The organism is Nostoc sp. DSM 114167 (genome assembly GCF_052692655.1).
In genome coordinates this window covers 699,420-722,778 of sequence record NZ_CP195116.1, presented here as the reverse complement: position 1 = coordinate 722,778, position 23,359 = coordinate 699,420, and the positions used below count along the sequence as shown (strand labels likewise).

19 protein-coding genes are annotated in these 23,359 nt (G+C 42.2%); 7 read left to right on the top strand and 12 right to left on the bottom strand.

Features of this window, described 5'->3' with window-relative positions:
• Nucleotides 1–136 precede the first annotated feature (136 nt).
• From NSTC731_RS02990 to NSTC731_RS02970, 5 genes are all read left to right on the top strand, one after another.
• Entirely contained in the window at nucleotides 137–1,411 is a 1,275-nt protein-coding gene (locus NSTC731_RS02990) for an ABC transporter substrate-binding protein (RefSeq protein WP_445629562.1), read from the top strand.
• Nucleotides 1,412–1,418: 7 nt separating this feature from the next.
• Nucleotides 1,419–2,369, top strand: coding sequence for a branched-chain amino acid ABC transporter permease (locus NSTC731_RS02985; RefSeq protein ID WP_322692446.1), 951 nt, complete (start codon nucleotides 1,419–1,421; stop codon nucleotides 2,367–2,369).
• A 13-nt stretch (nucleotides 2,370–2,382) separates the two neighbouring features.
• On the top strand, nucleotides 2,383–2,985 hold the full coding sequence (locus tag NSTC731_RS02980) for a Uma2 family endonuclease (protein ID WP_445629561.1): 603 nt from the start codon (nucleotides 2,383–2,385) through the stop codon (nucleotides 2,983–2,985).
• A 60-nt stretch (nucleotides 2,986–3,045) separates the two neighbouring features.
• On the top strand, nucleotides 3,046–3,984 hold the full coding sequence (locus NSTC731_RS02975; RefSeq protein WP_445629560.1) for a branched-chain amino acid ABC transporter permease: 939 nt from the start codon (nucleotides 3,046–3,048) through the stop codon (nucleotides 3,982–3,984).
• 114 nt (nucleotides 3,985–4,098) lie between these two features.
• Nucleotides 4,099–4,890 carry an ABC transporter ATP-binding protein gene (locus NSTC731_RS02970; protein WP_445629559.1) on the top strand — a complete coding sequence of 264 codons (792 nt, stop codon included), beginning with the start codon at nucleotides 4,099–4,101 and terminating at the stop codon, nucleotides 4,888–4,890.
• A 16-nt stretch (nucleotides 4,891–4,906) separates the two neighbouring features.
• On the opposite strand, the gene NSTC731_RS02965 is transcribed toward NSTC731_RS02970, so the two are convergent.
• Both NSTC731_RS02965 and NSTC731_RS02960 read right to left on the bottom strand, forming a co-directional pair.
• Complete coding sequence (locus tag NSTC731_RS02965; protein WP_445629558.1) at nucleotides 4,907–5,854, bottom strand: Rpn family recombination-promoting nuclease/putative transposase; 948 nt, start codon at nucleotides 5,852–5,854, stop codon at nucleotides 4,907–4,909.
• A 182-nt stretch (nucleotides 5,855–6,036) separates the two neighbouring features.
• The gene (locus NSTC731_RS02960; protein ID WP_445629557.1) at nucleotides 6,037–6,888 is read right to left on the bottom strand and encodes an Rpn family recombination-promoting nuclease/putative transposase; all 852 of its coding nucleotides are present in this window, start codon (nucleotides 6,886–6,888) and stop codon (nucleotides 6,037–6,039) included.
• 160 nt (nucleotides 6,889–7,048) lie between these two features.
• Between NSTC731_RS02960 and NSTC731_RS02955 the strand changes: the two genes are divergently transcribed.
• Nucleotides 7,049–7,780, top strand: a complete 732-nt coding sequence (locus tag NSTC731_RS02955; RefSeq protein ID WP_322672822.1) for an ABC transporter ATP-binding protein — start codon at nucleotides 7,049–7,051, stop codon at nucleotides 7,778–7,780.
• Between the two features lie 11 nt (nucleotides 7,781–7,791).
• Nucleotides 7,792–8,112, top strand: coding sequence for a hypothetical protein (locus NSTC731_RS02950; protein WP_445629556.1), 321 nt, complete (start codon nucleotides 7,792–7,794; stop codon nucleotides 8,110–8,112).
• A gap of 241 nt (nucleotides 8,113–8,353) precedes the next feature.
• On the opposite strand, the gene NSTC731_RS02945 is transcribed toward NSTC731_RS02950, so the two are convergent.
• From NSTC731_RS02945 to NSTC731_RS02900, 10 genes are all read right to left on the bottom strand, one after another.
• Nucleotides 8,354–9,673, bottom strand: coding sequence for an ATP-binding cassette domain-containing protein (locus NSTC731_RS02945; RefSeq protein ID WP_445629555.1), 1,320 nt, complete (start codon nucleotides 9,671–9,673; stop codon nucleotides 8,354–8,356).
• Nucleotides 9,674–9,705: 32 nt separating this feature from the next.
• On the bottom strand, nucleotides 9,706–10,899 hold the full coding sequence (devC, locus tag NSTC731_RS02940) for an ABC transporter permease DevC (RefSeq protein WP_445629554.1): 1,194 nt from the start codon (nucleotides 10,897–10,899) through the stop codon (nucleotides 9,706–9,708).
• Entirely contained in the window at nucleotides 10,889–11,989 is a 1,101-nt protein-coding gene (gene devC / locus NSTC731_RS02935) for an ABC transporter permease DevC (protein WP_445629553.1), read from the bottom strand. The genes devC (NSTC731_RS02940) and devC (NSTC731_RS02935) overlap by 11 nt, the downstream gene beginning before the upstream one ends.
• Before the next feature lie 187 nt (nucleotides 11,990–12,176).
• Nucleotides 12,177–13,328, bottom strand: a complete 1,152-nt coding sequence (locus NSTC731_RS02930) for an efflux RND transporter periplasmic adaptor subunit (RefSeq protein ID WP_445629552.1) — start codon at nucleotides 13,326–13,328, stop codon at nucleotides 12,177–12,179.
• A 22-nt stretch (nucleotides 13,329–13,350) separates the two neighbouring features.
• Entirely contained in the window at nucleotides 13,351–14,769 is a 1,419-nt protein-coding gene (locus tag NSTC731_RS02925; protein ID WP_445629551.1) for a lipase family protein, read from the bottom strand.
• A gap of 379 nt (nucleotides 14,770–15,148) precedes the next feature.
• Nucleotides 15,149–18,088 (bottom strand): AMP-binding protein, encoded by a 2,940-nt coding sequence (locus NSTC731_RS02920; RefSeq protein WP_445629550.1) that lies wholly within the window; start codon nucleotides 18,086–18,088, stop codon nucleotides 15,149–15,151.
• A gap of 62 nt (nucleotides 18,089–18,150) precedes the next feature.
• Nucleotides 18,151–20,358: a beta-ketoacyl synthase N-terminal-like domain-containing protein gene (locus tag NSTC731_RS02915; RefSeq protein WP_445629549.1), complete on the bottom strand. Its 2,208-nt coding sequence runs from the start codon at nucleotides 20,356–20,358 to the stop codon at nucleotides 18,151–18,153.
• Nucleotides 20,355–21,458 (bottom strand): hypothetical protein, encoded by a 1,104-nt coding sequence (locus NSTC731_RS02910; RefSeq protein ID WP_445629548.1) that lies wholly within the window; start codon nucleotides 21,456–21,458, stop codon nucleotides 20,355–20,357. Before NSTC731_RS02910 ends, NSTC731_RS02915 begins: the two co-directional genes overlap by 4 nt.
• Nucleotides 21,459–21,643: 185 nt before the next feature.
• On the bottom strand, nucleotides 21,644–22,744 hold the full coding sequence (locus tag NSTC731_RS02905; protein ID WP_445629547.1) for a hypothetical protein: 1,101 nt from the start codon (nucleotides 22,742–22,744) through the stop codon (nucleotides 21,644–21,646).
• 324 nt (nucleotides 22,745–23,068) lie between these two features.
• On the bottom strand, nucleotides 23,069–23,341 hold the full coding sequence (locus NSTC731_RS02900) for a phosphopantetheine-binding protein (RefSeq protein ID WP_322692430.1): 273 nt from the start codon (nucleotides 23,339–23,341) through the stop codon (nucleotides 23,069–23,071).
• Nucleotides 23,342–23,359: the final 18 nt, after the last annotated feature.

Sequence of the window (23,359 nt, the reverse complement as noted above, 5' to 3'; positions counted from 1 at the left end):
TTCTCTTTGCATGGTCAAATAAGAATGATTTAATAGAATTCGTGCAAAAGTGTAAATCTGCATCATTTTGTTTGCAGATTATGAAAAATACTATTAGCTTTTGCCGAATATCTCATAACTAGATGATTATCCAACGATGAACAACGCGATCGCTCGGACAACAGCATTATTATCAACTTGCGCTTTGCTACTAACAGGCTGTGGTGGTGGCACTAGCACAGTGACAAATTCTCCCACTAATAGTCCAAATAGTATTCCAAATAGTACCCCTAATAATACTGCAACCAATACCCCAGCAACAACGGATACATTATCAAGTGCTATTCCTATTGGTATTGGTGTTGCCCAAACTAGCAATGTGGCATTACTAGGTCAAGAGCAAGTCGCTGGAGCTAAACTTGCCCAGAAGTATTTTAATAGTAAAGGTGGTGTTAATGGTACACCAATTAAATTAGTTTTTCAAGATACTAGCGGTGATGAAGCAGGAGCAATTAACGCTTTTCAAACTCTAATTAATAAAGATAAAGTTATTGGAATTGTGGGCCCTACTTTGTCACAGCAAGCTTTTAGTGCCGATCCCATTGGCGAACGGGCAAAAGTACCAATTATTGGCCCATCAAATACTGCTAAAAATATTCCCGAAATTGGTGATTACGTTGCTCGTGTTTCTGCACCAGTTTCCATTGTTGCACCTAATTCGGTGAAAGCGGCACTTAAGCAAAATCCCCAACTAAAAAGAGTCGCAGTTTTCTACGCCCAAAATGATGCATTTAGCAAGTCAGAAACGGAAATTTTTCAGCAAACAGTTAAGGATCAAGGGCTAGAATTGGTAACAGTGCAAAAATTCCAAACTAGTGACACAGATTTTCAAAGTCAAGCAACCAATGCGATTAATCTCAAACCAGATTTGATAATTATTTCTGGCTTGGCTGCTGATGGTGGTAATTTAGTTAGGCAATTGCGGGAACTGGGTTATAAAGGTTTAATTGTCGGTGGAAATGGTCTAAATACATCGAATTTATTGCCAGTTTGTAAAGCGCTTTGTGATGGGGTATTGATTGCTCAAGCCTACAGTCCAGAACATCCAGGTGAAATTAACGCGGCATTTCGTAAAGCTTATATTGAAGAATATAAAAAAGAACCACCTCAATTTAGCGCCCAAGCTTTTGCAGCAGTGCAGGTTTATGTCGAAGCACTCCAATCTTTAGATAAAAAGAGCAAAGTCAACAAACTACAGCTACCAGAATTACGGACGCAGCTAAACAAACAAATACTTGAAGGAACATACAATACACCATTGGGTGAAATTGGTTTTACTCCTACAGGTGAAGTTGTGCAAAAAGATTTCTATGTTGCCCAAATCAAAATGGAGAAAGATGGAAGTCAAGGTAAATTTACATTTTTAAAATAGTTGCTAAATGAATATTAATATCTTTTTGCAACAATTATTAAATGGGTTATCCATTGGCAGCGTCTATGCAATTTTTGCCTTGGGATATACCTTGGTTTATTCGATTTTGGGCATTATTAATTTAGCTCATGGCGCGATTTTTACCTTGGGTGCATATTTCACTTATGCGCTGATGGGTGGGAACTTTGGATTTAATGGTTTGCTGGCTAATGCAGCCTTGCCGATAAAATTACCATTTGCTATATCCTTGATTTTAGGAAGCACCTTGGCAGGATTGGTAGGAGTAGTAATGGAACGCGTTGCTTTTCAACCTTTGCGTCGTCAAGGCTCCGATCCTTTACTAACTGTTGTTTCCAGCTTAGGGGTAGCAGTGGTAATTGTGAATTTAATTCAATATTTAGTAGGTGCGGAAAGTTATACATACCCCGCAAATACTTATGGTAATTTGCCACCCGCGATTAACTTTGGTAGTTCAGAAAACCCAATTCCGATTCGTAGCGTTCAAGTGGTAATTTTTACTGTGTCAGTAGCAATCGTGGTAATTCTTACCTATTTTATCAATCGAACTAAATATGGTAAGGCAATGCAAGCGATCGCAGAAGATCCAACTACAGCTAGTTTATTAGGAATTAATAGCGATCGCTTTATCATCCTAACATTCTTCATCAGCAGTTTTTTAGCAGGATTAGCAGGAACTTTAGTTGCTTCTAGTGTTAGTATTGCAGGGCCATATTTCGGCATTGCTTTTGGTTTGCGCGGTTTAGCAGTAATTGTTTTAGGTGGTTTAGGTAGTATTCCTGGTGCGGTGGTAGGAGGTTTGTTAATTGGATTAGTTGAGGCATTTGTCCCTGTTGATTATTCTGGATATAAAGATGCAGTAGCCTTTGCAATTTTGTTTATCATGCTATTAGTTAGACCTCAAGGTTTGTTAGGGCGGCGGTTTATTCAGAAAGTTTAAAGAGAGTAGCGCTATGAAAACATATACTAAACAAAAATTAACTTTTGACCAATTTTTAGAACAGTGTCCAGAGGAGGGATTATATGAACTTGTGAATGGAGAAATTATAGAAGTGCGTGCAACCAGAAACCATAATGATGTCGCTGACTTTATATTGGTTGCTTTCAATGATGAAATTAGGCGACTAAATCTGAATTATGTAGTTAAGAACACAGCAGTATTTAAAACTATAACTGTTAATGGCATAGAGCAAGGGCGCAAGCCTGATGTAAGTGTCATAGATAAAGATAAATGGCGCTCAAATCGTTCTGCTTATGCTGCACTTGAAGAACCCATCCAATTAGCTGTAGAGGTGACATCAACTAATTGGGAAGATGACTACATTGATAAATTAGATGAATATCAACGCTTAGGTATTACAGAATATTGGATTGTAGATTATTTGGCAATTGGGCTAAGAGAGTATTTGGGAAATCCAAAAGTTCCGGCTGTGTTTGTTTTTCTCTTAGATGCTGAGGGAAAATACCAATGCACACATTTTAGACGTTCAGAACGAATTGTGTCACGAACTTTTCCTAAATTGGCGCTGACAGCAAAGCAAATATTAACAGCTTAACAGTTGATCAAACCAATAGTTTGATTGAACTTCTATAAATTATATAAAAATATTAAAAAAATGGCTGATTTTTTCGCTACTTACGCATCTTTAATTGTCTCTATGGTATTAGGGGCATTACTAGGATTATCGCTTTACTTACCGCTAATGACAGGACAATTGTCTTTAGCTAGTCCCGGATTTTATGCTTTAGGTGGATATATTGCCGCAATTTTATCCACAAAAGTTTTTACATCTAGCAGTAGTTTATTTCCCATTCCATTATTGTTATTAGAGATGTTGATTGCGGGTGTAATTTCTGGATTATTGGGTGTAATGGTGGGAATTCCGGCGTTACGCTTGCGAGGAATTTATTTAGCGATCGCAACTATCGCTTTTGTGGAAGTTCTACGTGTCATCTCCTTGAATCTAGATATTACAGGTGGTGCTGTCGGAATTTTTGGTATTCCTCAACCTTTCCAAACACAACTTGAATATTTATGGATTGCTCTGCCATTACTATTAATTAGTATGGTGCTACTTTATCGTTTAGAACGCATCCGCGTCGGCAGGGCTTTTATCGCTATCCGCGAAGATGAATTAGCTGCGGGTGCAATGGGAATTGCTCCCACTTATTACAAAGTTTTGGCGTTTACATTAGGGGCTATGCTTGCAGGGGTTGTAGGTGCAATTAGCGCTCACTTCCTCAATACCTGGAATGCTCGTCAAGGTACTTTTGATGCCAGCATTATATATTTAACTTTTGTTTTAATTGGTGGTTCGAGAACTTTTTTAGGCCCTGTAGTTGGAGGTATGGTATTTACAGCTTTACCAGAGATTCTGCGAAGCCTCGCTGATACTGGTGGTTTACCTAATTGGTTAGCACAGTTTTTGCGAGATGGTAGATTAATTATTTTTGGCTTTTTAATAGTAATAGGTACAATATTTTTCCCTCAAGGGCTAATTACTCCAGATGTTTTTCAAAGAAAAAAACGAACCGCCTTTCCTCCGGAACGCTAGGCGAACGCGAAGCGTCTCGTTGGCGCAGCCTCTCGTAGAGAAGATAAGCACGCAAAGGAATAAGAGTTTTAGAGAGTTATTGCGTAAGTTTTATATTCATAATAGTATGCAAAAATGTCACATAGTATTTCAGGAACCAATAACAGTATTGTTTTAGAAGCAAGAGCATTAACTCGCCGCTTTGGTGGTTTAGTGGCTGTAAATAATGTATCTTTTAGTGTCAAAAAACATGAAATTTTTGGACTGATTGGCCCTAATGGTGCTGGGAAAACAACACTGTTTAATTTAATTACTGCCTTCATACCACCTTCTAGCGGTAAATTAATTTATCAAGGTGCAGAAGTTTCTCAACTGCGTCCTCATCAAATTGCGGCTTTAGGTATCGCGCGTACCTTCCAAAATATCCGCTTGTTCGGAGAATTATCGGCATTAGAAAATGTGATAATTGCCCGACATTTACATACCAAAAGTAATATGATTACGGGTGTTTTGGGATTACCACCAGCGCCTCATGAAGAATTGAAGACTAAGCAAAAAGCTTTCGATTTATTAAATTTGGTAGGATTAAGCGATCGCGCTGACGAAAAAGCCAAAAACTTTGCCTACGGCGATCAGCGTCGGCTAGAAATTGCCCGTGCTTTAGCATTACAACCGCAAATTTTACTTCTTGATGAACCGGCGGCGGGAATGAACCCCAATGAAAAGCAGCAATTGAGTGAATTTATCCGTAGCCTGCGCAATGACTTCAATTTGACGATCGTTTTGATTGAACACCATGTACCATTGGTTATGGGTTTGTGCGATCGCATTGCTGTGCTAGATTTTGGTCAATTAATTGCCTTGGGTGAACCATCTGTAGTCAGAAACGATCCGGCTGTAATTGAAGCTTATTTGGGCAATGAATAATATCTGATTATCTATCTTACAATGACAAAACCTGTTGTAATTCCTCAATATTATTTGCTGTTACAACGTTCCGTAAAATTATCTTCAAACGCTCTATATCATTAATTTCCGTGATTTGTGGCATTAACTGTAACCCGTTGTTGCCAAATTTTAACTCCAAATTAATTTCAATACTAGAAAGTATTCCTCGCAGCTCTCCGCGTGCTTCTCCGCGTGCTTCTCCGCGTGCTTCTCCGCGTGCTTCTCCGCGTGCTTCTCCGCGTGCTTCTCCGCGTGCTTCTCCTCGTGCTTCTCCGCGTGCTTCTCCTTCACGTAAAATTTCTTGATACCAAGGCGACTCACGTAACACAACCATATCCCACCTCATGATTTCTTGAACGAGTCCAGTTTCTAAAACAAATGTAGCAAAAAAAGCTAAGACCGTTTCCAGTTGGTTTAGTTGTTCATTAGCACGAAGAATTTGCAATGCTTCTCTAATAGTAGATTCATTTTCACCACCTTTGAGAATGGGTACAAACGGCAGTAAGGATGGTAAGGGTTGTTGAAAAGCAATATTGACATCAACTTCCCACAGGTTAATTACTCGATAATCTTGTATTGCCCGTAATCCAGCAATATTTGATGTAAAGCTTGTGGGTATTTCGTTGTTGCCAGTTTTAAGAATGTTAATGAGAACGGGGTATGTTGGCAAGTTATATTTTTCTTCCGCAAGTGCAGCGTATGCACGCATCCGACGTGGCATTTTGGATTGATAGCGTAATTGCAATTCATTAAGAAGCAGAAATTCTCCGTGTTGGGGACTGTTGACACGGATTAAAACATCACTTTCCCGGCTAATCCACTGAAATTCGCTAGTTAGAATTTCCCCGGCAACGATATCAGAAATCTGCGTCACCCATCTTACCCAATTGTCAGGTGCAAGGCTAATTAATTTTTTGGTGCTGACATCAGCAGATTTTGCCATCGGGGTGTAGATGCACTCAGAAAGTGAGATTTATCATAACTTGAAGTGTGACATATTTATCAGGTAAAACTTTATCTAACTTATCCCTCAGCAATGTTGCTACTGGCGATCGGTTAGTGCGATCGCACCTGTAATATTCCACCTCATGATTTGTTGCACTAAAGGCGATCGCACCTACAAATTCAGGTAAACAAAATTTGCACGAATTCGTCTAAAGAATTCACTGCGATCGCGCTATCCATTAAGCTTTCTAATCTTTCCACACTCTCGCCTTCAAGCCTTGCTTCCACTTCATGAGGAATTTCATCAAAACGTCGTCGCAATACTCGGATTAACTGCCGTTGTACACCCTGCTGAAGACCTAGCTGAATACCTCTTTGCTCAATTTCCTGATACCAAGGCGATTCTCGCAATACTGCCATATCCCACCTCATGATTTGTTGCACTAAAGGCGTGTCTAACACAAAGCTAGCAAAAAATGCCAGCAATGATTCTAATTGGTTCAACTGTTCATCTGCTCGTAGCGCCTGTAATGCGCGTTGCACAACTGATACCTCTCCCCCTCCTCGCAAGATTGGCACAAAGGGTAACAACGATGGTAATGGTTGCTCAAAGACTATTTCAGCATCGATTTCCCACAAATTGATCGTGCGATAATCTTGGATAGCACGTAATCCCAAAAATTCCTGCTCGTAACTACTGACAATAGTTAAGCTGGATGAAGGCGGTAAAATGTTGATTAGTACTGGGTAAGTTGGCAATCGATAGCGTTCTTGTGCCAAGGCGGCATAAGCTCTCATCCGTAGAGGCATCTGTGTTGTGTACCGTAGTTGTAGTTCATTGAGTACGAGAAAATCTCCGTGAGTGGCACTGTATGCTTTCACTAACACATCTGTTTCGCGGCTAATCCAGTGAAACTCAGAGCCGAGAATTTCTCTCGCCACAACTTCAGGACGTTGTGTTACCCACTTTACCCATGCATCGGGAGCTAAATTAATTAGTCCTTTGCTACCAATATCTGCTACTTTTGCCACTGGACGCTTGATATATTTATCAGTAATTAATGGTACATCATAAAGATTGCGGTATTATGGCGTTAGTTTGAAGTTGAAGCAATGTCTTGGCACTGTTTTAAGAAATGTATGATTGATGTATCTTAGATTTTGAATCAACATTTCTGGATGTAAACCGCCCATGAAAGCCGATAGTAAACCAAACTATACAATTTTAGAAGTTCAAGAACTTGATGTTAATTATGGCGGTATCCAAGCTTTAAAAAAGATTAATTTAATTATTCAAAAAGGCGAGGTAGTTACTCTAATTGGTGCTAATGGTGCTGGAAAAACAACTACACTCCGTGCCATATCTAAAGTAGTTAATCCTAAGAGTGGCGTAATTATCTATAATGGACATAATATTACTCGTCGCCAAACTCACGAAGTTGTACAACTTGGTATTGCCCATTGTCCTGAAGGACGCAGAGTATTAGCGCGGCAAACTGTATTTGATAATTTACTTTTGGGTGCTTATATTCGTTCCAATCAAGCCGAGATCAAAGCAGATATTGGGCGCCAATTTGAGCTATTTCCCCGCTTGTCACAAAGACGCAATCAACTAGCAGGAACACTCAGTGGTGGCGAACAACAAATGTTAGCGATCGCTCGCGCTGTCATGAGTAAACCACAACTGTTGCTTTTAGACGAGCCTAGCTTAGGTTTAGCACCTGCGATCGTCCGGGAAATCTTTTCTATTATTGAAAATCTCCGGGCTACAGGCGTGACTATTTTGTTAGTTGAACAAAACGCAAATTTGGCGCTGCAAATTGCCGATCGCGGTTATGTTTTAGAAGCTGGTTCTATTACCTTAACAGGGGCAGCATCAGAATTGATTAGTGATGAGCGGGTTAAAAAAGCTTATTTAGGGTAAATATTATATTGATGTTTACATTATTTAAGGATTCAACATTTGAAGATTTTCTTAAGAAAGTGCGTTCGCGTCCTGGTCTTTATCTAGGCAGGAAATCCTTAACCGCACTACAGGCTTTGCTACTTGGTTATAAACAAGCAGTTGTTGAACACAATATTCCTGAAGTAGAACAACTCAATTGCGATCTAGAAGACAAGTTTGATGAGTGGTTACGCAAAAATTATCACATGGGTAACGCTATAGGTTGGTATTTATTCATCATCAATGAAACTGAATCTGAGGTAGAAGCATTCCATAGATTCTTTGAACTTTGGGATGAGTTTAGCAAATAAATTATATATGTCTAATTAGACAATTAGATGTAAACAAATGGTCAACTTATCAACTCCTGCTCTGCTTCATATTAAATTAATATTAGCAACATTCATTCTATAGGAGTTTCACCTTCTGGACAATTAATTTCTGTAGCATAAACAGCATACGGTAGAGGGTCACGGTTGTCAAAACGATAGGGACTACGGAGATTTATGGGACAAAATCGTACACATAGCTTCCTCTTATTTCCTGACAACTCTATTGTTGTAACACCGAGAGAGTACCTTCTAGAATCACACCCAGCGGTGCAGTTAGTTCGCGAAGTAGACGTTCATCATTGGCATCAAAGGGGCTACCTCCTAGTTTGTTGGTCAACACAACCACTGCAAACACTTGGTTTCTACTATTAAACATGGGTAAGCAAAGAATATTACAAGTATGATATCCAGTTGCTCGATCGATTTCTTTATAGAACTGAGGATTTTGCTGAACATCAGTTATATTTACACTCTCACCAGTTGTGGCAACATAACCGCTAATACTAGCATTCATCGGCAGGAAAATTTCTACTGCTTCTTCATTTTCACTCCGAGAAACCTTAGACCAAAGCTGGTTTTTTTCCCGATCGACCACAAAGATAGTTGCTCGATCCGCACCCATAATTTGGGCAATTTTCCAAGCTAACGCCCTAATCACTTCCTCAATATTTGCTTTTAGCATTTGCTCGCTGAGAATATTCATTGCTTGCAAAACTTGTTCAAATTCTTCTTTGAGCTTCTGAAGCAAACTCAAAAACTGAGGGATTGTTAATTCTTCGAGCGTGCGGCTCAATTCCTCTTTTTTCGCTTTCACTAATGAGGTGGTTGTACTCTCAATGTCTAGAATTGCTTGCTCTGTTGGCGAGGCTAAACGACCATCTTCTAAATGAACGATGCGATCGGCAATATCTAAAATTCGGTTGTCATGGGTTACTAGCAAAATGGTACAATTTTGCTGCTTTGCCAGTTTTTGCATTAGTTCCACCACATCTCGACCGCTGGCTTTGTCTAGTGCTGCTGTTGGTTCATCAGCCAAAATCAGTTGAGGTCGGTTTACCAAAGCCCGCGCGATCGCTACTCGTTGTTTTTGTCCGCCCGATAACTGGTGTGGATAAGAATGAATCCGCTTTTGCAGTCCCACTTGCTCTAATATTGCTTGCGATCGCTCTTGTGCTTCTTCCATTGCGATCGCATCATTCAGCACCAAAGACATTTGGACGTTTTGGTTTGCGGTTAAAGAACCTAACAAATTATGAGCTTGGAAAATGAACCCTATCTGCTTGCGGACATTTTCCAGCAACCGATTGCTGGCTTTGCTTAACTCGTGTCCTAGTATCTGAAGGCTACCTTCTTGAACAGAACGCAATCCCCCAATTAAAGTCAGCAGTGTTGTCTTTCCAGACCCGGAGGGACCAGACATAATCACAATTTCTCCAGGATAAATTTTCAGGGAAATATCAAATAATATTTGTTTGCGTAATTGACCCTTGCCATAATAATGATTGAGGTTTTCAATGACAATAATTGGTTCGGTAGACATCAGTTTATATCAACATCTATTCAAAATTTTTGTTAATAAATATCGGCAGGATCTATTTTTTTAAGTTTTCTGCTGGCAATTAGTCCGGAAATAACACACATTAAAACCGTTAAAAATAGCACGAGGCTGATAACGTTAAAATCCATTTCTAATTGCAGCCCTGTAGCCGTAGAAATTAATTGATAAAAAATAGAACTTAAGCACAAGCCCGGAAAAAAACCAAAAAATGAAAGAATTATCGATTGCAGAAAAATAATACTGACAAGATAAAAATTAGAATAACCAATAGCTTTTAAAGTGCCATATTGAGGTAGATTATCTGCAACATTACTATAGATAATGTTGTAAACAACGACAATACCAACCACAAAACCGATGATTGTTCCTAGTCCAAAAATAGCCCCAATGCCAGATGCTTGCATCCAATAATTTAGTTCTTTGGCAATAAAATGTTGTTTGGTGTAAACAACTATATCAGATGGTAAAGCTTGATTTAAAAACTTTTCTAGGCGATCGCTATTCGTTCCTGGCGTCACTTTGATTAGACCAATATCAACGTCGTTGAGCGATGAACGAAGCTTGGAATCAATGCCAGAAGGTCTAGTTGCAAAGATTCTCAGAAAATTAAGATCGCTGATAATTAAATTACCATCAGTTACAAAGTCAGCACCCAGTTTAAACGTGCCAATTATTTTGATGTTGACACCAGAAAGCTCAGTCGTCACACCCGGTTGCATAGAACCATAATCTTTGCGAGACCTGCTATCGGTCAATACAGTGTTGGGCATTTTGAGAACGGATTCAGCGGCTTGAATCTCAGGCAAAAGAAAAACAGGATCGTCTAAGTTAAATCCCAGTACTCGGATAGACCTTTCCTCAGCAGTTCCAGAACGTCTCCAACTACCGAGAGTGATATAAAGAGGATAAGCGGCGGCAACGCCCTCAAATTGTCTAGCTTGATATAATCGAGTTCGATTAAAAGTTTCGTCAATAACGGTAACATAGCGTCGCTGACTGAGCATGATTAAATCAGCATTTAATACCTGAATAAACGCAACGTTACTATTCAACATTGCATTCTGAAATCCGAGTTGGGAAAACATCAGAAAAACTGCAAAGGCGATCGCAGCTAATGCTGTGACAAACTGCGATCGGCGCTGGAGCAGGTTGCGCCAAGCAAGGGAAAACTTAAAAAGGACAACTCGAACCTTTTTCCTAGAAAACATCAGCGGGATCTGCAACTAATACTTTGCGAGCAACAATAAGTCCAGATGCACTACATGTCAGAATCGTCAAGCCAAATACTAATAACATCCGGCTAACAGTCATGGCGACTGGTAGTCTTGTAGAAATAAAAATGGCTTGGTACATGCCCAAAGCCAGAAGACAGCCAGGAATAAACCCCAGCGCCGCCAGCACAACCGCTTCTTGGACAACGACTGTCAACAAACGCAGATTAGTATATCCAATGGCTTTTAAAGTTGCGTATTCGTGCAAGCGTTCAGTGACATCAGAACTCAGGACTTGATAGACAATGACAGTCCCAACTAAAAAAGCCATGACAACGGCAACACCAATGATATAACCGAGCGAAGAAGATTTAACCCAAAATTCCTGCTCTCTGGCCATGGCTTCCTGGCGATCGAACACCTTAATCGTTGCCGGCATGATTTGGCGTAAGCGTTGTACGACTTCATCAACGTTTACACCCGGCTCAACTTTCAGCAGCCCCAGACTCACATCATTTAGCGATCGCCCCGGATTGAGACGAATAAAATTTCCATCGCTAACAATCACAGTGCCATCAGCACGGATAGTGTTATTTAAGCTAAACAACCCCACAATCTCAACTTGTCGCCTGCTCAGTTCAGTTTTCAGACCTACTTCTCTCGGACCAAATTCGGAGCGTGAAAAGCGATTCATTAGCAAGGTATCTTGGCGTTGCAGGTCTTGTAAATACGGATAAACTTCTGGCACGCGCAACACACGATCTCGATAATTAAACCCCAAAACCAAAAGCGCTCGTATTCGCGTCGTTTCTACATTGCGCCACGAGCCAAATGACAGGTATAGCGGTTTAGCAGCAGCAACGCCATTCATCCCTCCCGCCTGATACAAATAACGTCGGGGAAAGGGTGGAACATTGGTAGACTCTGGTGACTTGGATGAAATCAATACAATGTCAAAATCGAGGCTGTCATAGAGGAGCGTCGCTCCCTTCATCACTCCGCCAAAGAGTCCAAGTTGCATAAATATTAAGGAAACCGCAAAGCTGATGGCTGAAACTCCCACGCTTAAGCGAGCTTTACTCTGCATTAAGTTGCGCCATGCCAACGGGGGTCCTTTCCAGTGTTTGCGGTGCTGACGTTTAGTCACATTCTCTGACTCCTGATGATTTAGACATCTGCAAAAATTGTTAAAGTCTAAGTTCCCTATTCCCTATTCCCCATTCCCCATTCCCCATTCCCTATTCCCTATTCCCTTTTGAAAAACCTTTAGCGAATTAATTTAAATCAATCTCGGTATCTACTTGCAGATTACTGAGATCGGAGACAAGTTTGCTTCGATCTAAGCGGATTTTCACTTCTACTACTCGGACATCTGATTTTGCTGTCGGATCGTCCCCAATAATGTCGTTTTTGAACACTAGTTGACCAATTTTGGCGACAGTGCCAGTCATTTTTTCTTCAAAAACCGGACTGGTAATCGTTGCTCGCTGTCCGACTTTAATCAACTTAACGTCTGTTTCAAAAACCTCTGCCACTACATACATATTACGTGTGTTGCCTAGAGCCAGAAGCCCGCGATCGGAAATCACTTCTCCAGCCTGGGTGTAAATCTTCAGGACTTGGCCGTTTTTGGGCGCACGGATAATAGTTTGCTCTAACTGTGCTTGGGCCAGTTTTAAATTTTGGATGGCTGAAGTCAACCCACTATGGCTAGCGACTCGCTTTAAATTCATCTCTGAGCGTTTGAGGTTCTCTTGAGCTACTTTGATATCTTCTGTGCGGGTCGTGGTTAATTGATCTAACTTGGCTCTGGCTTGACTTAAATTCTCCTGGGTTTGTACAACCAGTAACTTTCTAATCTCATAATCTTCTTTAGGAACTGCACCTTCAGCATAAAGTTTTGCATAGCGATCGCGTATGATAATTGCTTGATCCAACTCTGCTTGCGATCGGCGAACAGCAGCCTGTTGAGAGCTAATTTCTTGCAAACGAGGAGTAGAAATCTGACCAATCTGTGCTTGTGCCTGACCAATCTCAATTTTATTCAGGGAGCTATCTGTTTGTATCTGTTTTTGCACCTCGTCTAACTGGCTAGCAACCAAATTTCGTTTAGCCAGCATTTCTTGGTGACTTTTGAGATAAGCCAAAACTTGTCCGGCTTTAACCCAATCACCCTCAGAAACTTTTAATTTATCAATCTGCGCCCCCACTGGAACTGCAACTTTGGTAATCTCCCCTTCTGGTTCCAACCGCCCCAATGCCAAGACTTTTGTTTTTTCAGGGGGCAACGATAACGAAGATGACGAGGCGTTGTTGGCGGCTGACTGGCTAGATACTTTAGACAGGAAAACGTATCCAGCCCCGATACTTAAGGCAAGTAGACCAGCAAAGATACTAAGATTGCGAGCAGTAACAGTAGGGGTCATAAGTAGTGAAAGTTACCAGTTCTTATTCGTTCTTCAAGTTCAGCCCCGATCGCTGAATTTCGCTTTTAAGTTCGTCTAGAGATTGCTTGAGATTCCGAATTTCTTCAGATGTCTGTTCTTGAACTCCCCGTATTTGTTCTTCGGTGGTCATTACAATCCCAGTTTCTTGTTCCTGGAGCATTTCTTGTAAAAAGATGCTGAGAATTCCTCTAATCGGTTGCCACAACTGATGCCACCGTTTTTTGTCTTCTTCTAGCAGTTGAATGTAGGTATCGAAGCTGTGAGGGAAAGGAACACCTCCCATAAATTCTGCCGCTCCCCCAAAATTCAGAGAGACACCGTGATTTCCCAGTCCGATTACGTGGTGAACTTCTCCCACATGTTCGTAATTGCCTAAGTAAAGTTCCCCCAATCTCAAGCCATTGCCAGCCACCATACTTAAAGGGAAAGGAAGGCTAAAAGGTACTAGAGTAAACAGATCCAGTTGATTTTCGACGCGGTAACTAAATCCTTCTCCTAATTGTTCGTTGTAGTAATTGGCAAAATGCCGATTGCCAACTTTCACAGATCCAAAGGTGTATACTTTGACTCGTAAAGCTGACTCTCCCAAAGAACTAAAACGGCGTTTTAAGAACAGAGCGCCGAGTTGAGCTAAACCACCGCCCAAACTATGACCCCCTACGCAAACCTCAAGGCGGCTGGTATTTTTAGGTATTTTAGATATAGAATTCAAGCTAGCGCCAGCCCTGCGACTATTCGATAACTCACTCATTTCTCTAGAGATATCTTCAAAGTTCAACAGTTCATCGCGGGCAAAACTCCAGGCTCGATTCAGGTTGCCGATCGCATCATAAGAGAAAACTTCCGAAATTAGTTTTTTTAATCGCCGCTCAAAGGCCAGTCCGAATCGGATTCCTCCAGCCGCAGCAATGGCATGGGCAATAGCAATTTGTTTGCCAGAATTCAAAGTTTGAAATATCTCAAAATCTTGAGCATTAATTTGACCTAAGAGAACCTGAAAAAAGGCAGCAAGTTCGTCTTTTACGGCTTCAAATCCTTCAAAAAATCCCCGTGCTACTTTGACTCGCGTATCTGGTAAAGAACCATAGTTAATTAATGACCAATTGAGATCGGTCAAAATATCCGTTAATTCAATTTGACCGCGATCGGTAACAATAGAGCCTCGAAAAATCACCGCAAATTGATTACTTCCTTCCCGTTTAAAAATGAAACCTCGGATATTAGTTTCATTATTATGCAAGCTATGAACTAATTTCCAGCCCTCATTCTTATACAGAGAGTTATAAATATCTTGGACTTCGGCATCTTCAACAGAGCCTCCCCCAACTTGAAATATTTCATAACTTCGTTTGGAGAACTTAGCCATTAAAATCGCTTCATCAAAGCTAAAACCACTGCGAAGCTTTAAAGGTATACTCATAAGAAGTAGGTCGGTGTGAATATTGATTATTGGAATTGGGCAGAAGGTAAAAGGGTTTAAGCCTATTTTATTTTTTTTACATAGTTTGGTTTTTTGAAGCCGTTCTAGTTATTTGCTTGATTTTTTATCCTCTGAATATAGATAGAGACTTGATTAGGATAATATCAGTTAGTACTGTTTTATAACTATCAGTAATAAAATTGGATATTTTTGTTATTATTTCTTTTTATAAATTTACTGATAGTATTATCAAGCTAATATAATCCTGCCAGGAAAGAACAAATCTACAATAGACCTCTTGCACTCTTGTGGGAAAAGGGGAAAGGTTAAAGGGGAAAGGTTTTTTTATTCCTTTTTCCTTTCCCCCAAACCCAATTCCCTACTTCTGCAAGAAGTCTAATACCTCCACCTTTTGAACCTGGACGCGATCGAGACAAGCTTTTAGCTTTTCGGCAAGTACTTCTACATGGGGCGGGAGAACTAAATTCAGATGGTTTCCCGGAATTTGATGAATCTCAACTCCGCCGATCGCTAGATCGCCCCAGCCAAGGGTTGCGTCTTGGGGATTTTTTCCAGTTTGTTTGCTTGTCCGAAAGAGAGTAACTTTACCTGGATAAGGCTGCGGCTTGTATTTGAGGAGGGCTGAGTTATTAGCTTGCATGACTTGGAATAGCCGTCGCGCAGCTGGTTGGAAAAGCTTACTCAGCCTAGACTGGTGGGCGACAACCTTAGCTATACTTCCTGGCTCAACCAAAAAATGCAATGGCTTCGAGGTCTTAGTTCCAATCTGTTGGGTGAGTTGTCGTTCTTCGACAGCAGTCAGAAAATGGTCTACTGTCTCATCCAGATAAGGGCCAAGATTGCGAAGCACGGAATTCACCAGAAATTTAGCCATCTGGAAGAAATTCTGAGTGCGATTGTCGCAAAAGGCGGGAGTATCAATCAGTGCCAGTAAGACAATGGTCTGTCCTGCTTGCTGTAACTGTTGGGCCATTTCAAATGCCACCAGCGCCCCAAAAGACCAACCTCCTAGACAATAGGGGCCTTCTGGCTGCACCTGTTGGATACCGTGGATATACTCAGCAGCAATGTCTTCTATACAATCTTTTGATTTGCCTTCGCCAGTAATCCCGGCAGATTGTAGCCCATAGAAAGGTTGTTCTTGACCCAATAACTCTGCCAGATCGGAATAAACAGAAGCGACACCCATCACCGGATGAATGCAGAAAAAGGGTAGCTTTTCGCCTTGCTGCTGAGAATTTACTCCAGTCAATTGTCTGAGAATTTGAGCAGCGAGATTTGCAATGGTCACACCTTCGAGAAACTTGACCACAGGAACATTGACTTCTAGATCGACTTCGATTTGATGTTTAATCTCGATCGCAGTCAAGGAATCGAGGCCTAGCTGATGCAAGGGTTGTTGGGGATGGAGTTTTGCCAAGTCAACTTTCAGTCCCCTGGCTAGTTTTGCTTGAATGTAAGACTCTAAGTGCTGCTGTCTTTGGGTGGGAGCGATCGCTAACAGTTCTGCTGCTGTGAGTTTATATTCGCTATCTGTGCCATCCCATTCGGGCAAGATGTCAGCAGCAATGATATCTAAACTACCTGTTTGAAATCCATTGCGGCAAGCAGTGCGGGAAATCTTACCACTTGAAGTTTTGGGAATGCTGGCAGTCTTGAGCAGCAACACTGCATAAACTGATAACTCATGAACCTGTGACACCGCTTGCCGAATTGCCGCGATCGCTTCATCTGCATTGAGCTTTCTTAAGTAGGTGCGCTCGATTTCTTGAGCAACGACGATTCTTTCTTCTCCTTCTACCTCAATGGCAAACACTGCTCCACAGCCTTGTCGGAGAGCCGAATGGCTTTCCTGCACCGTCAGTTCAATGTCTTGAGGATAGTAGTTTCGACCTCGAATCACAATTAAATCCTTGAGTCGCCCGGTAACAAATAATTCACCATTATGCAGAAATCCCAGGTCGCCCGTTCGCAGAAACGAACCCTCATCTGTATCGTCTAAACAGGCATAGAATGTTTCTTGCGTTTCTTGGGGTTTCTGCCAGTACCCTTGAGCAATACTCGCTCCTGTAACCCAAATTTCTCCAACTGCACCATCTGGACATCTCTGGAAAGATTGCGGATTGACGATCGCAATTGTTTGACCTAACCCCGTCCTACCTTGCCCAACAATCTTGATACTATGCTGCTGTTGCTCTGCACACAGCACAACTTGGTTTTGTTTGAGAGCAGCACTTTCTACATTACACACCGTTGGGTAGCACTCTTTTATTCCCCCGGAAATCAACAATGTGCCTTCAGCCATCCCATAGCAAGGATAAAAAGCTTCAGGGCGAAAGCCGTAAGGCTCAAACTTGGCAACAAATCGCTCTAAGGTCTGGGCACGAACTGGTTCGGCACCATTGAAAGCAACTTTCCAACTGCTCAGGTCAAGATCCACTAATTGTTCTGGCTGAATCTTCTGCACGCACAAATCATAGGCAAAATTCGGGCCGCCGCTAATCGTCGCTTGATAGCGGGAAATCGCTTCTAACCAACGGTATGGCTTTTGCAAAAACGCAACAGGCGACATCAAAATTATTGAGGAACCGACGTAAAGGGGTTGGAGGATGCCGCCGATTAAGCCCATATCATGATAAGGGGGCAGCCAGGATACGCCTAATTCGTTGGCAGTGGTTTGGAAAAACTGATGAATCAGTTCTAAATTGTGCAGTAAGTTGCCATGACTGACCATAACCCCCTTGGGTGTCCCGGTTGAGCCAGAGGTGTATTGCAGAAATGCGATCGCGTTTGCATCGATTACGGGTTCGCGCCATAACTCTGCTTGCTGATTATTGATGGTGTCGGTAGTTAAAATCTGTTTTGTAGCCAGGTCTGGATGGTGGTTAAATTGAGTAGCGATCGTGGTCAGTAAGGAGGTTGTAGTCAGGGCAACCCTAGCCTGGGCATCTGCTATAATTGCCATCAGTCTGGAGATGGACTGATTTTGTCGAGGCGGATAAGCAGGAACGGCGATCGTACCAGCATATAAGCAGCCAAAGAAGGCGGTAATGAAATCAAGACCAGGCGGGTAGAGAAGCAGGACACGCTCATGCTTGGCACTGACAGTTTGCAGCTGAACCGCGATCGCTCGTGCCGATAGATCCAGTTCTCGATATGTGAGACTAATTACTTCCTGTTCTCCATCCAGCACAAAACTATAGGCGAGGCGATCGGGCTGTTGTTCGGCGCGACAACGCGTCAGTTCTACTAAATTTTTGACTGACAAACTGGATGTTAACAATTCATTGAATACCATATTCAGCCCTCTTCAAAACCCGATCTGCTTTTGCTTGTACTCGTCTCAATACCGAACTGAGGCTAAAGTGTTAACTCCTCTATTTCCTCAACAAAATTAGCAATCTGAATAGTTGGGATCAAATTTTTCAAAATTAATTGTTCGTGGCAAGCTTGAGCTAATTCTGCAATGCTAGGACTAGCAATAAACTGTTCGATTGGCAGTTCAATCTTTAAATTGGTGACAATGCGATTTCTCAAACTCACAGCCATCAGAGAATCGATGCCCATACTATTAAGTGGCTTTTGGACATCAACTTGAACAGCTTCACACTCTAAGGCTTGGACAATTTGTGCTTGAATGTAAGTGCTTAATAAATCGGTGCGTTGGCTATTTACCGCTACTGACCATTGCTCTACAATATCAATCTGTTCGGCAATCTGAGAGCCAACCGCACTAGAGGCTTCAACAGTATTAGATCCTAATCTATCTTGCCGTGAGGCTTCTGATTCCTGCCAGTAACGCTGTCGTTGCCACGGATAGGACGGCAAACGCACAAAAGAACCACCATGAGGATAAAGAGCATTCCAATCAATGGAATCTTCTAGGGTATAGCGCTCTGCTAAGGAATTCAACATTTGAGCGCATTCAGTACCAGGATTTTCCTCTACTCTACTGTTTTTATGTTGTTCTACATAGCCGGAAAACATCGAGGGGCGGTTTTCTTGTGCAAGAAAAGCCATTAAATGCTCGGCAAGTTGTTTTTTGGAATCAACCACCATTGCCAAACGGTGGGAGTGATGGCTACGGCGCAAACTAGCTGTGTAGCAAATGTCTGCCAAGGAAATTCCGGCGTTAGAATGCTCGGTTAAAAACTCAATATAAGCTTTAGCAAAGGCTTTGAGAGCCTCTGGGCTACGAGCTGACATTAAAAAAATTTGTGGTTGGTTAGCGATCGCAGTATCAATTGGCAAGGATTTTGGCTGACCAATCTCTACACCTTGCAGAATCACATGAACATTCGTGCCTCCCAGACCAAACCCATTCACACTGACGATTGGTGGTTGATTATCCTTATTCGTTAGTGGTTCTAAGGATTGTGCCACGCGCAACCGTAGTTCTTGCCAAGGAATTTTGGGATTGGGGGTTTGAAAATGCAGATTGGGTGGAATCTGACGATGGCTAACTGCTAGCGCTGCTTTAATCAGTCCGCCAATGCCAGCAGCCGCTTCCATGTGTCCAATATTTGTTTTCACAGATCCGATAGCGCATTCATTGCCCAAAGCGCGATCGCTGCCGATCGCAGCCCCGATCGCTTTGGCTTCAATCTCATCCCCCATCGGCGAACTGGAGCCTTGAGTTTCTACATACTGCACCTGCTGAGGGAGAATTCCTGCCCGCTGATAGGCTTTTTGCATCACTGCCTGCTGCGCCAAAACTTCGGGGGCTGTAAAACTGCTGCCGCGACCGTTTTGATTGACAGCACTGCTGCGGATCGTTGCATAAATAGGATCGCCGTCAGCTAGAGCATGGGACAGTGGCTTGAGGACAACAACCCCCACCCCTTCAGCCCGCACAAAACCATCTGCTGCGGCATCAAAACTCTTGCAACGACCATCCGCAGACAGTAAAAATGCCTTACTCATGGCGATGCTGACTTCTGGTTTGAAGATGACATTGACCCCACCTGCTAGGGCAAGGCTACATTCCCCATTCCAGAGACTAGAGCAAGCAAAGTGAACGGCGACTAATGATGAGGCACAGCCAGCGTCAATCGGCAGACTGGGGCCTGTGAAGTCAAAGCAGTAGGAAATGCGATTTGGTACCAAGTTGAGGTTTGAGCTAACTATGGTGTGGGCATTAATTGCATCGCGATCGCGCTCCCCCAATTGAATGTAATTGTAATCCCGGTTAAGTACCCCAATAAAAACCCCGGTATCGCTGCCAGCTAGATGTTCCATCACTTGTCCTGCATCCTCTAGCGCTTCCCACGTTGTTTCTAACAAGAGTCGTTGTTGGGGGTCAATCCGAGCCGCTTCCGCACCAGAAATCCCAAAGAATTTGGCATCGAACTGGTCTATCTGGTCGAGAAACCCACCCCAGCGGCTATACATTTTACCTGGTTCTACCGGATCGGGATGATAAAATTTGTTAACGTTCCAGCGATCGCCAGGTATTTCGGTAATTGCATCCCTGCCATTTTGCAACAGGTTCCAGAAGCTACCTGGGCTTTGGACACCTCCAGGAAAGCGACAACCAATACCAACGATCGCGATCGGTTCTTGATTCATATCCTACTCACTCGCCGATGAATTTCAGGCAAAAGCTGAACGCCAGATTCAAAATCAATCGCTCTAGCACCCAAGTAAAACACGTACATTGTCGTCAGCCAGTTGGTAAATTCCTGCTTAGAACCTAAGTGCCGCTCCATATTCAGCATAATCCAGCCCATCTGCGACCAAGTTTGGTAACAGGTTGAGCAATCGGGATGTTCGCTGGTGCAGCATGTCCTGGTTGATTTGCCATCAGGATTGTAAGCGCGAAAGTGAAGATTATAGGGTTTACCATTTTGGAATCGGACTGCATTCTCTGGGCGATTTTCACTAATGCAAGGACAGACATCATAGCCCCAGGTTTCATCGTACATTTGCCCTGTAGTAAATACTTGATTCATGTACGAGGTCATCAAGATGCGATCGGGATAGCGGGCAATCATCCGGTCGATTTCATGACGCACATCTGCAAACCCTTGTTGATTATCATAAACACCTCCTAACCCTGCCTTATCCCCGTAAAAGTTAAACATTACGTAATTACCGTTTTGGACACATTTTTCAACAACCCGTTCAATTTCATGGGCGTTACCAGCGGTCGTTGTGTAGTACCAAAAGGCTCGACGATCGTCTTTGTAATTTTTGAGAGCCTTGCTGAAAACATCTAACTTACCTCCTCCCCGCAGCTTTTTATCGGTTTCGCTATCTCCCCAAAGCGAAACACTAATAGCTGTATTTTCAAATCCCTCATAAGGAATTTTGATCGCCCCGTTTGTGACAACAATCATCCAAAAATTTTGCGCCAGCTTTCGCAATCGATCCAGCATTAAGGTAGGCTCACCCCCAACTGCCGTAATGTAGTTAGTGCCTCTAGCTTTTTCTCGTGCAATTAAAGCCTCAAATTCAGCATCGTCTTTGGGTGCTGCATTTTGATCCAGGTCATCGGTAAAAAAACAACAACCCTCACACCGCAAATTACATAGATGAGTTAAGTCTACAGAGATTCCTTTAATAGCGCCCGCTTTTCTAATCTGTGCGAACAGGTGATACAGAAAGGGGTCTTCTAAATACTCCATTAAAGGATCTTGTACCTCGGTTTCTATTACTTGAGTAGCCATAGCAATTTATTTCCTTTGCATCAAACTGACTAATATATAGGATTCCTATTTGATTTTTGAACAAGACTCAGTACGTATCTATCCCTTTTTTCTGTACCCTATACCCTGTTAAGAGTTCCCTCTCCACGCAAGAAAATTCTCCGAATCAAACGGGATTCCTATAGAAAGAAATTGATCCTGGGTGATTAACAATTTACTCGTCGATGAATTTCTGGCAAAAGTTGCACGCCGGATTCAAAGTCAACCATGCGGCACATCAGGTAAAACAGGTATGTCGTAGTCAGCCAGTTAGTAAATTCTTGTTTGGAGGCGAGATGTCGTTCTAGATTAATCATGATCCAACCAACCTGCGCCCAAGTTTGGTAACAGGTTGAGCAATCTTGATTATCACCTGTGCAACAACGCCGAGTTGATTTCAGATCGGGATTGTAAGCGCGATAATGGGGGTTATAACGTTTACCATTTTTAATCCGGTTTCGATTAATTTCATGATCTACAGTGAGACTGGTGCAAACTTCATAACCCCAAGTTTCATCGTAAAGTTGCTGTGTGGTAAACACGCTGCTCATGTACGAAGTCATTAAAATTTTGTCAGGGTAGCGGGCGATCGCTTTATCGATTTCACGTCGCACATCTGCAAACCCCTGGTTATGATCGTAAACTCCTCCTAAGTCCATGCGATCGCTGTAAAAGTTAAACAAGACACGATTACCGTTGGCTACGCACTGCTCGACAACGCTAGCGATTTCATGGGCGTTACCCGGTGTGGTAGTGTAATGCCAAATAGCACGCGGATCGTCTTTGTAATTTTTTAAAGCTTTGCTGAAAACATCAAGTTTACCACCTCCTCGGAGTGTCTTGTCAGTTTCACGATCGCCCCAAAGAGAGATCGCGATCGGCATTGTTTCAAATCCCTCATAGGGGATTTTGATCAGGGCGTTGGTAACAACCATTAACCGAAAATTCTGGTAAAGCTTCTGCAATCGCTCTAGCATCAGGCTGGGTTCTCCCCCAACCACTGTAATAAAATTTGTTCCTCTGCCCTTTTCGCGAACAATAAATGTATCAAATTCGGCTTCATCTTTGGGTGCTTTGAATTGATCCAATTCATCTAAAAAGAAATAGCATCCCTGACACCGAAGATTGCACGCATGAGTTAAATCAACTGATATTCCTCTAATTTGTTCAGCTTTTCTGATTTGTTTAAAAAGGTGATTTAAAAACGGATCTTCCAAGTATTCCATTAATGAATCTTGGACATCGGACTCGACAGTTTGAGTAACCATTTTCACCTGCTTTTGGAAAAAGAACGGGGACTGCAATACCGTTTGGTTAACGTGAGTTCGACAGACCTCTCCCGGACAGCCTCTCTCGCCTTTTAGGAGAGGGAAACGAGAAAAGAAAAGTTTTTGCTCCCCTCTCCTGGTAGGAGAGGGGCTGGGGGAGAGGTCAAAATAGCACTCGTCGAACTCACTGGTTAAGGTTTTTTGATGAAAGTTATAGATTACAAAGACGCGATTTATCGCCGTCTATACGAAGGATCGATCGTTGTTGTAGAGACAGCGATTTATCGCTTCTTGTACCTTAGAACAATATTGACTGAGGAATTTTTATGGCGTAACTTTAACTTCTTGAGAAGCTTCGTCTTTAAACTTGGCGAACAATTCCACCAAGTCATCGATTGTCTTAAAGCTAGAAACTTCTGTTCTGGGAATTTTTATTTTGAGTTCTCGCATACAAGCAGAAACAATTTCTACGCCGTCAAGACTACTGGCTCCATATTCTCCGATGGTTTTATGTGGATCTATTTCAACATTTTCCAGTCCATCTATGTTGAGCTTAATATGTTTAATTACGACATTTAATACTTGTTCTCGATCCATGATGTCTTGTCTCCTATA

What these genes read in the sequence shown, in the direction of transcription:
- NSTC731_RS02990 (WP_445629562.1), top strand. Translation starts at nt 137, where the DNA reads ATGAACAACGCGATCGCTCGGACAACAGCATTATTATCAACTTGCGCT.
- NSTC731_RS02985 (WP_322692446.1), top strand. Translation starts at nt 1,419, where the DNA reads ATGAATATTAATATCTTTTTGCAACAATTATTAAATGGGTTATCCATT.
- NSTC731_RS02980 (WP_445629561.1), top strand. Translation starts at nt 2,383, where the DNA reads ATGAAAACATATACTAAACAAAAATTAACTTTTGACCAATTTTTAGAA.
- NSTC731_RS02975 (WP_445629560.1), top strand. Translation starts at nt 3,046, where the DNA reads ATGGCTGATTTTTTCGCTACTTACGCATCTTTAATTGTCTCTATGGTA.
- NSTC731_RS02970 (WP_445629559.1), top strand. Translation starts at nt 4,099, where the DNA reads ATGTCACATAGTATTTCAGGAACCAATAACAGTATTGTTTTAGAAGCA.
- NSTC731_RS02965 (WP_445629558.1), bottom strand. Translation starts at nt 5,854, where the DNA reads ATGGCAAAATCTGCTGATGTCAGCACCAAAAAATTAATTAGCCTTGCA.
- NSTC731_RS02955 (WP_322672822.1), top strand. Translation starts at nt 7,049, where the DNA reads ATGAAAGCCGATAGTAAACCAAACTATACAATTTTAGAAGTTCAAGAA.
- NSTC731_RS02950 (WP_445629556.1), top strand. Translation starts at nt 7,792, where the DNA reads ATGTTTACATTATTTAAGGATTCAACATTTGAAGATTTTCTTAAGAAA.
- NSTC731_RS02945 (WP_445629555.1), bottom strand. Translation starts at nt 9,673, where the DNA reads ATGTCTACCGAACCAATTATTGTCATTGAAAACCTCAATCATTATTAT.
- devC (WP_445629554.1), bottom strand. Translation starts at nt 10,899, where the DNA reads ATGTTTTCTAGGAAAAAGGTTCGAGTTGTCCTTTTTAAGTTTTCCCTT.
- devC (WP_445629553.1), bottom strand. Translation starts at nt 11,989, where the DNA reads ATGCAGAGTAAAGCTCGCTTAAGCGTGGGAGTTTCAGCCATCAGCTTT.
- NSTC731_RS02930 (WP_445629552.1), bottom strand. Translation starts at nt 13,328, where the DNA reads ATGACCCCTACTGTTACTGCTCGCAATCTTAGTATCTTTGCTGGTCTA.
- NSTC731_RS02925 (WP_445629551.1), bottom strand. Translation starts at nt 14,769, where the DNA reads ATGAGTATACCTTTAAAGCTTCGCAGTGGTTTTAGCTTTGATGAAGCG.
- NSTC731_RS02920 (WP_445629550.1), bottom strand. Translation starts at nt 18,088, where the DNA reads ATGGTATTCAATGAATTGTTAACATCCAGTTTGTCAGTCAAAAATTTA.
- NSTC731_RS02915 (WP_445629549.1), bottom strand. Translation starts at nt 20,358, where the DNA reads ATGAATCAAGAACCGATCGCGATCGTTGGTATTGGTTGTCGCTTTCCT.
- NSTC731_RS02910 (WP_445629548.1), bottom strand. Translation starts at nt 21,458, where the DNA reads ATGGCTACTCAAGTAATAGAAACCGAGGTACAAGATCCTTTAATGGAG.
- NSTC731_RS02905 (WP_445629547.1), bottom strand. Translation starts at nt 22,744, where the DNA reads ATGGTTACTCAAACTGTCGAGTCCGATGTCCAAGATTCATTAATGGAA.
- NSTC731_RS02900 (WP_322692430.1), bottom strand. Translation starts at nt 23,341, where the DNA reads ATGGATCGAGAACAAGTATTAAATGTCGTAATTAAACATATTAAGCTC.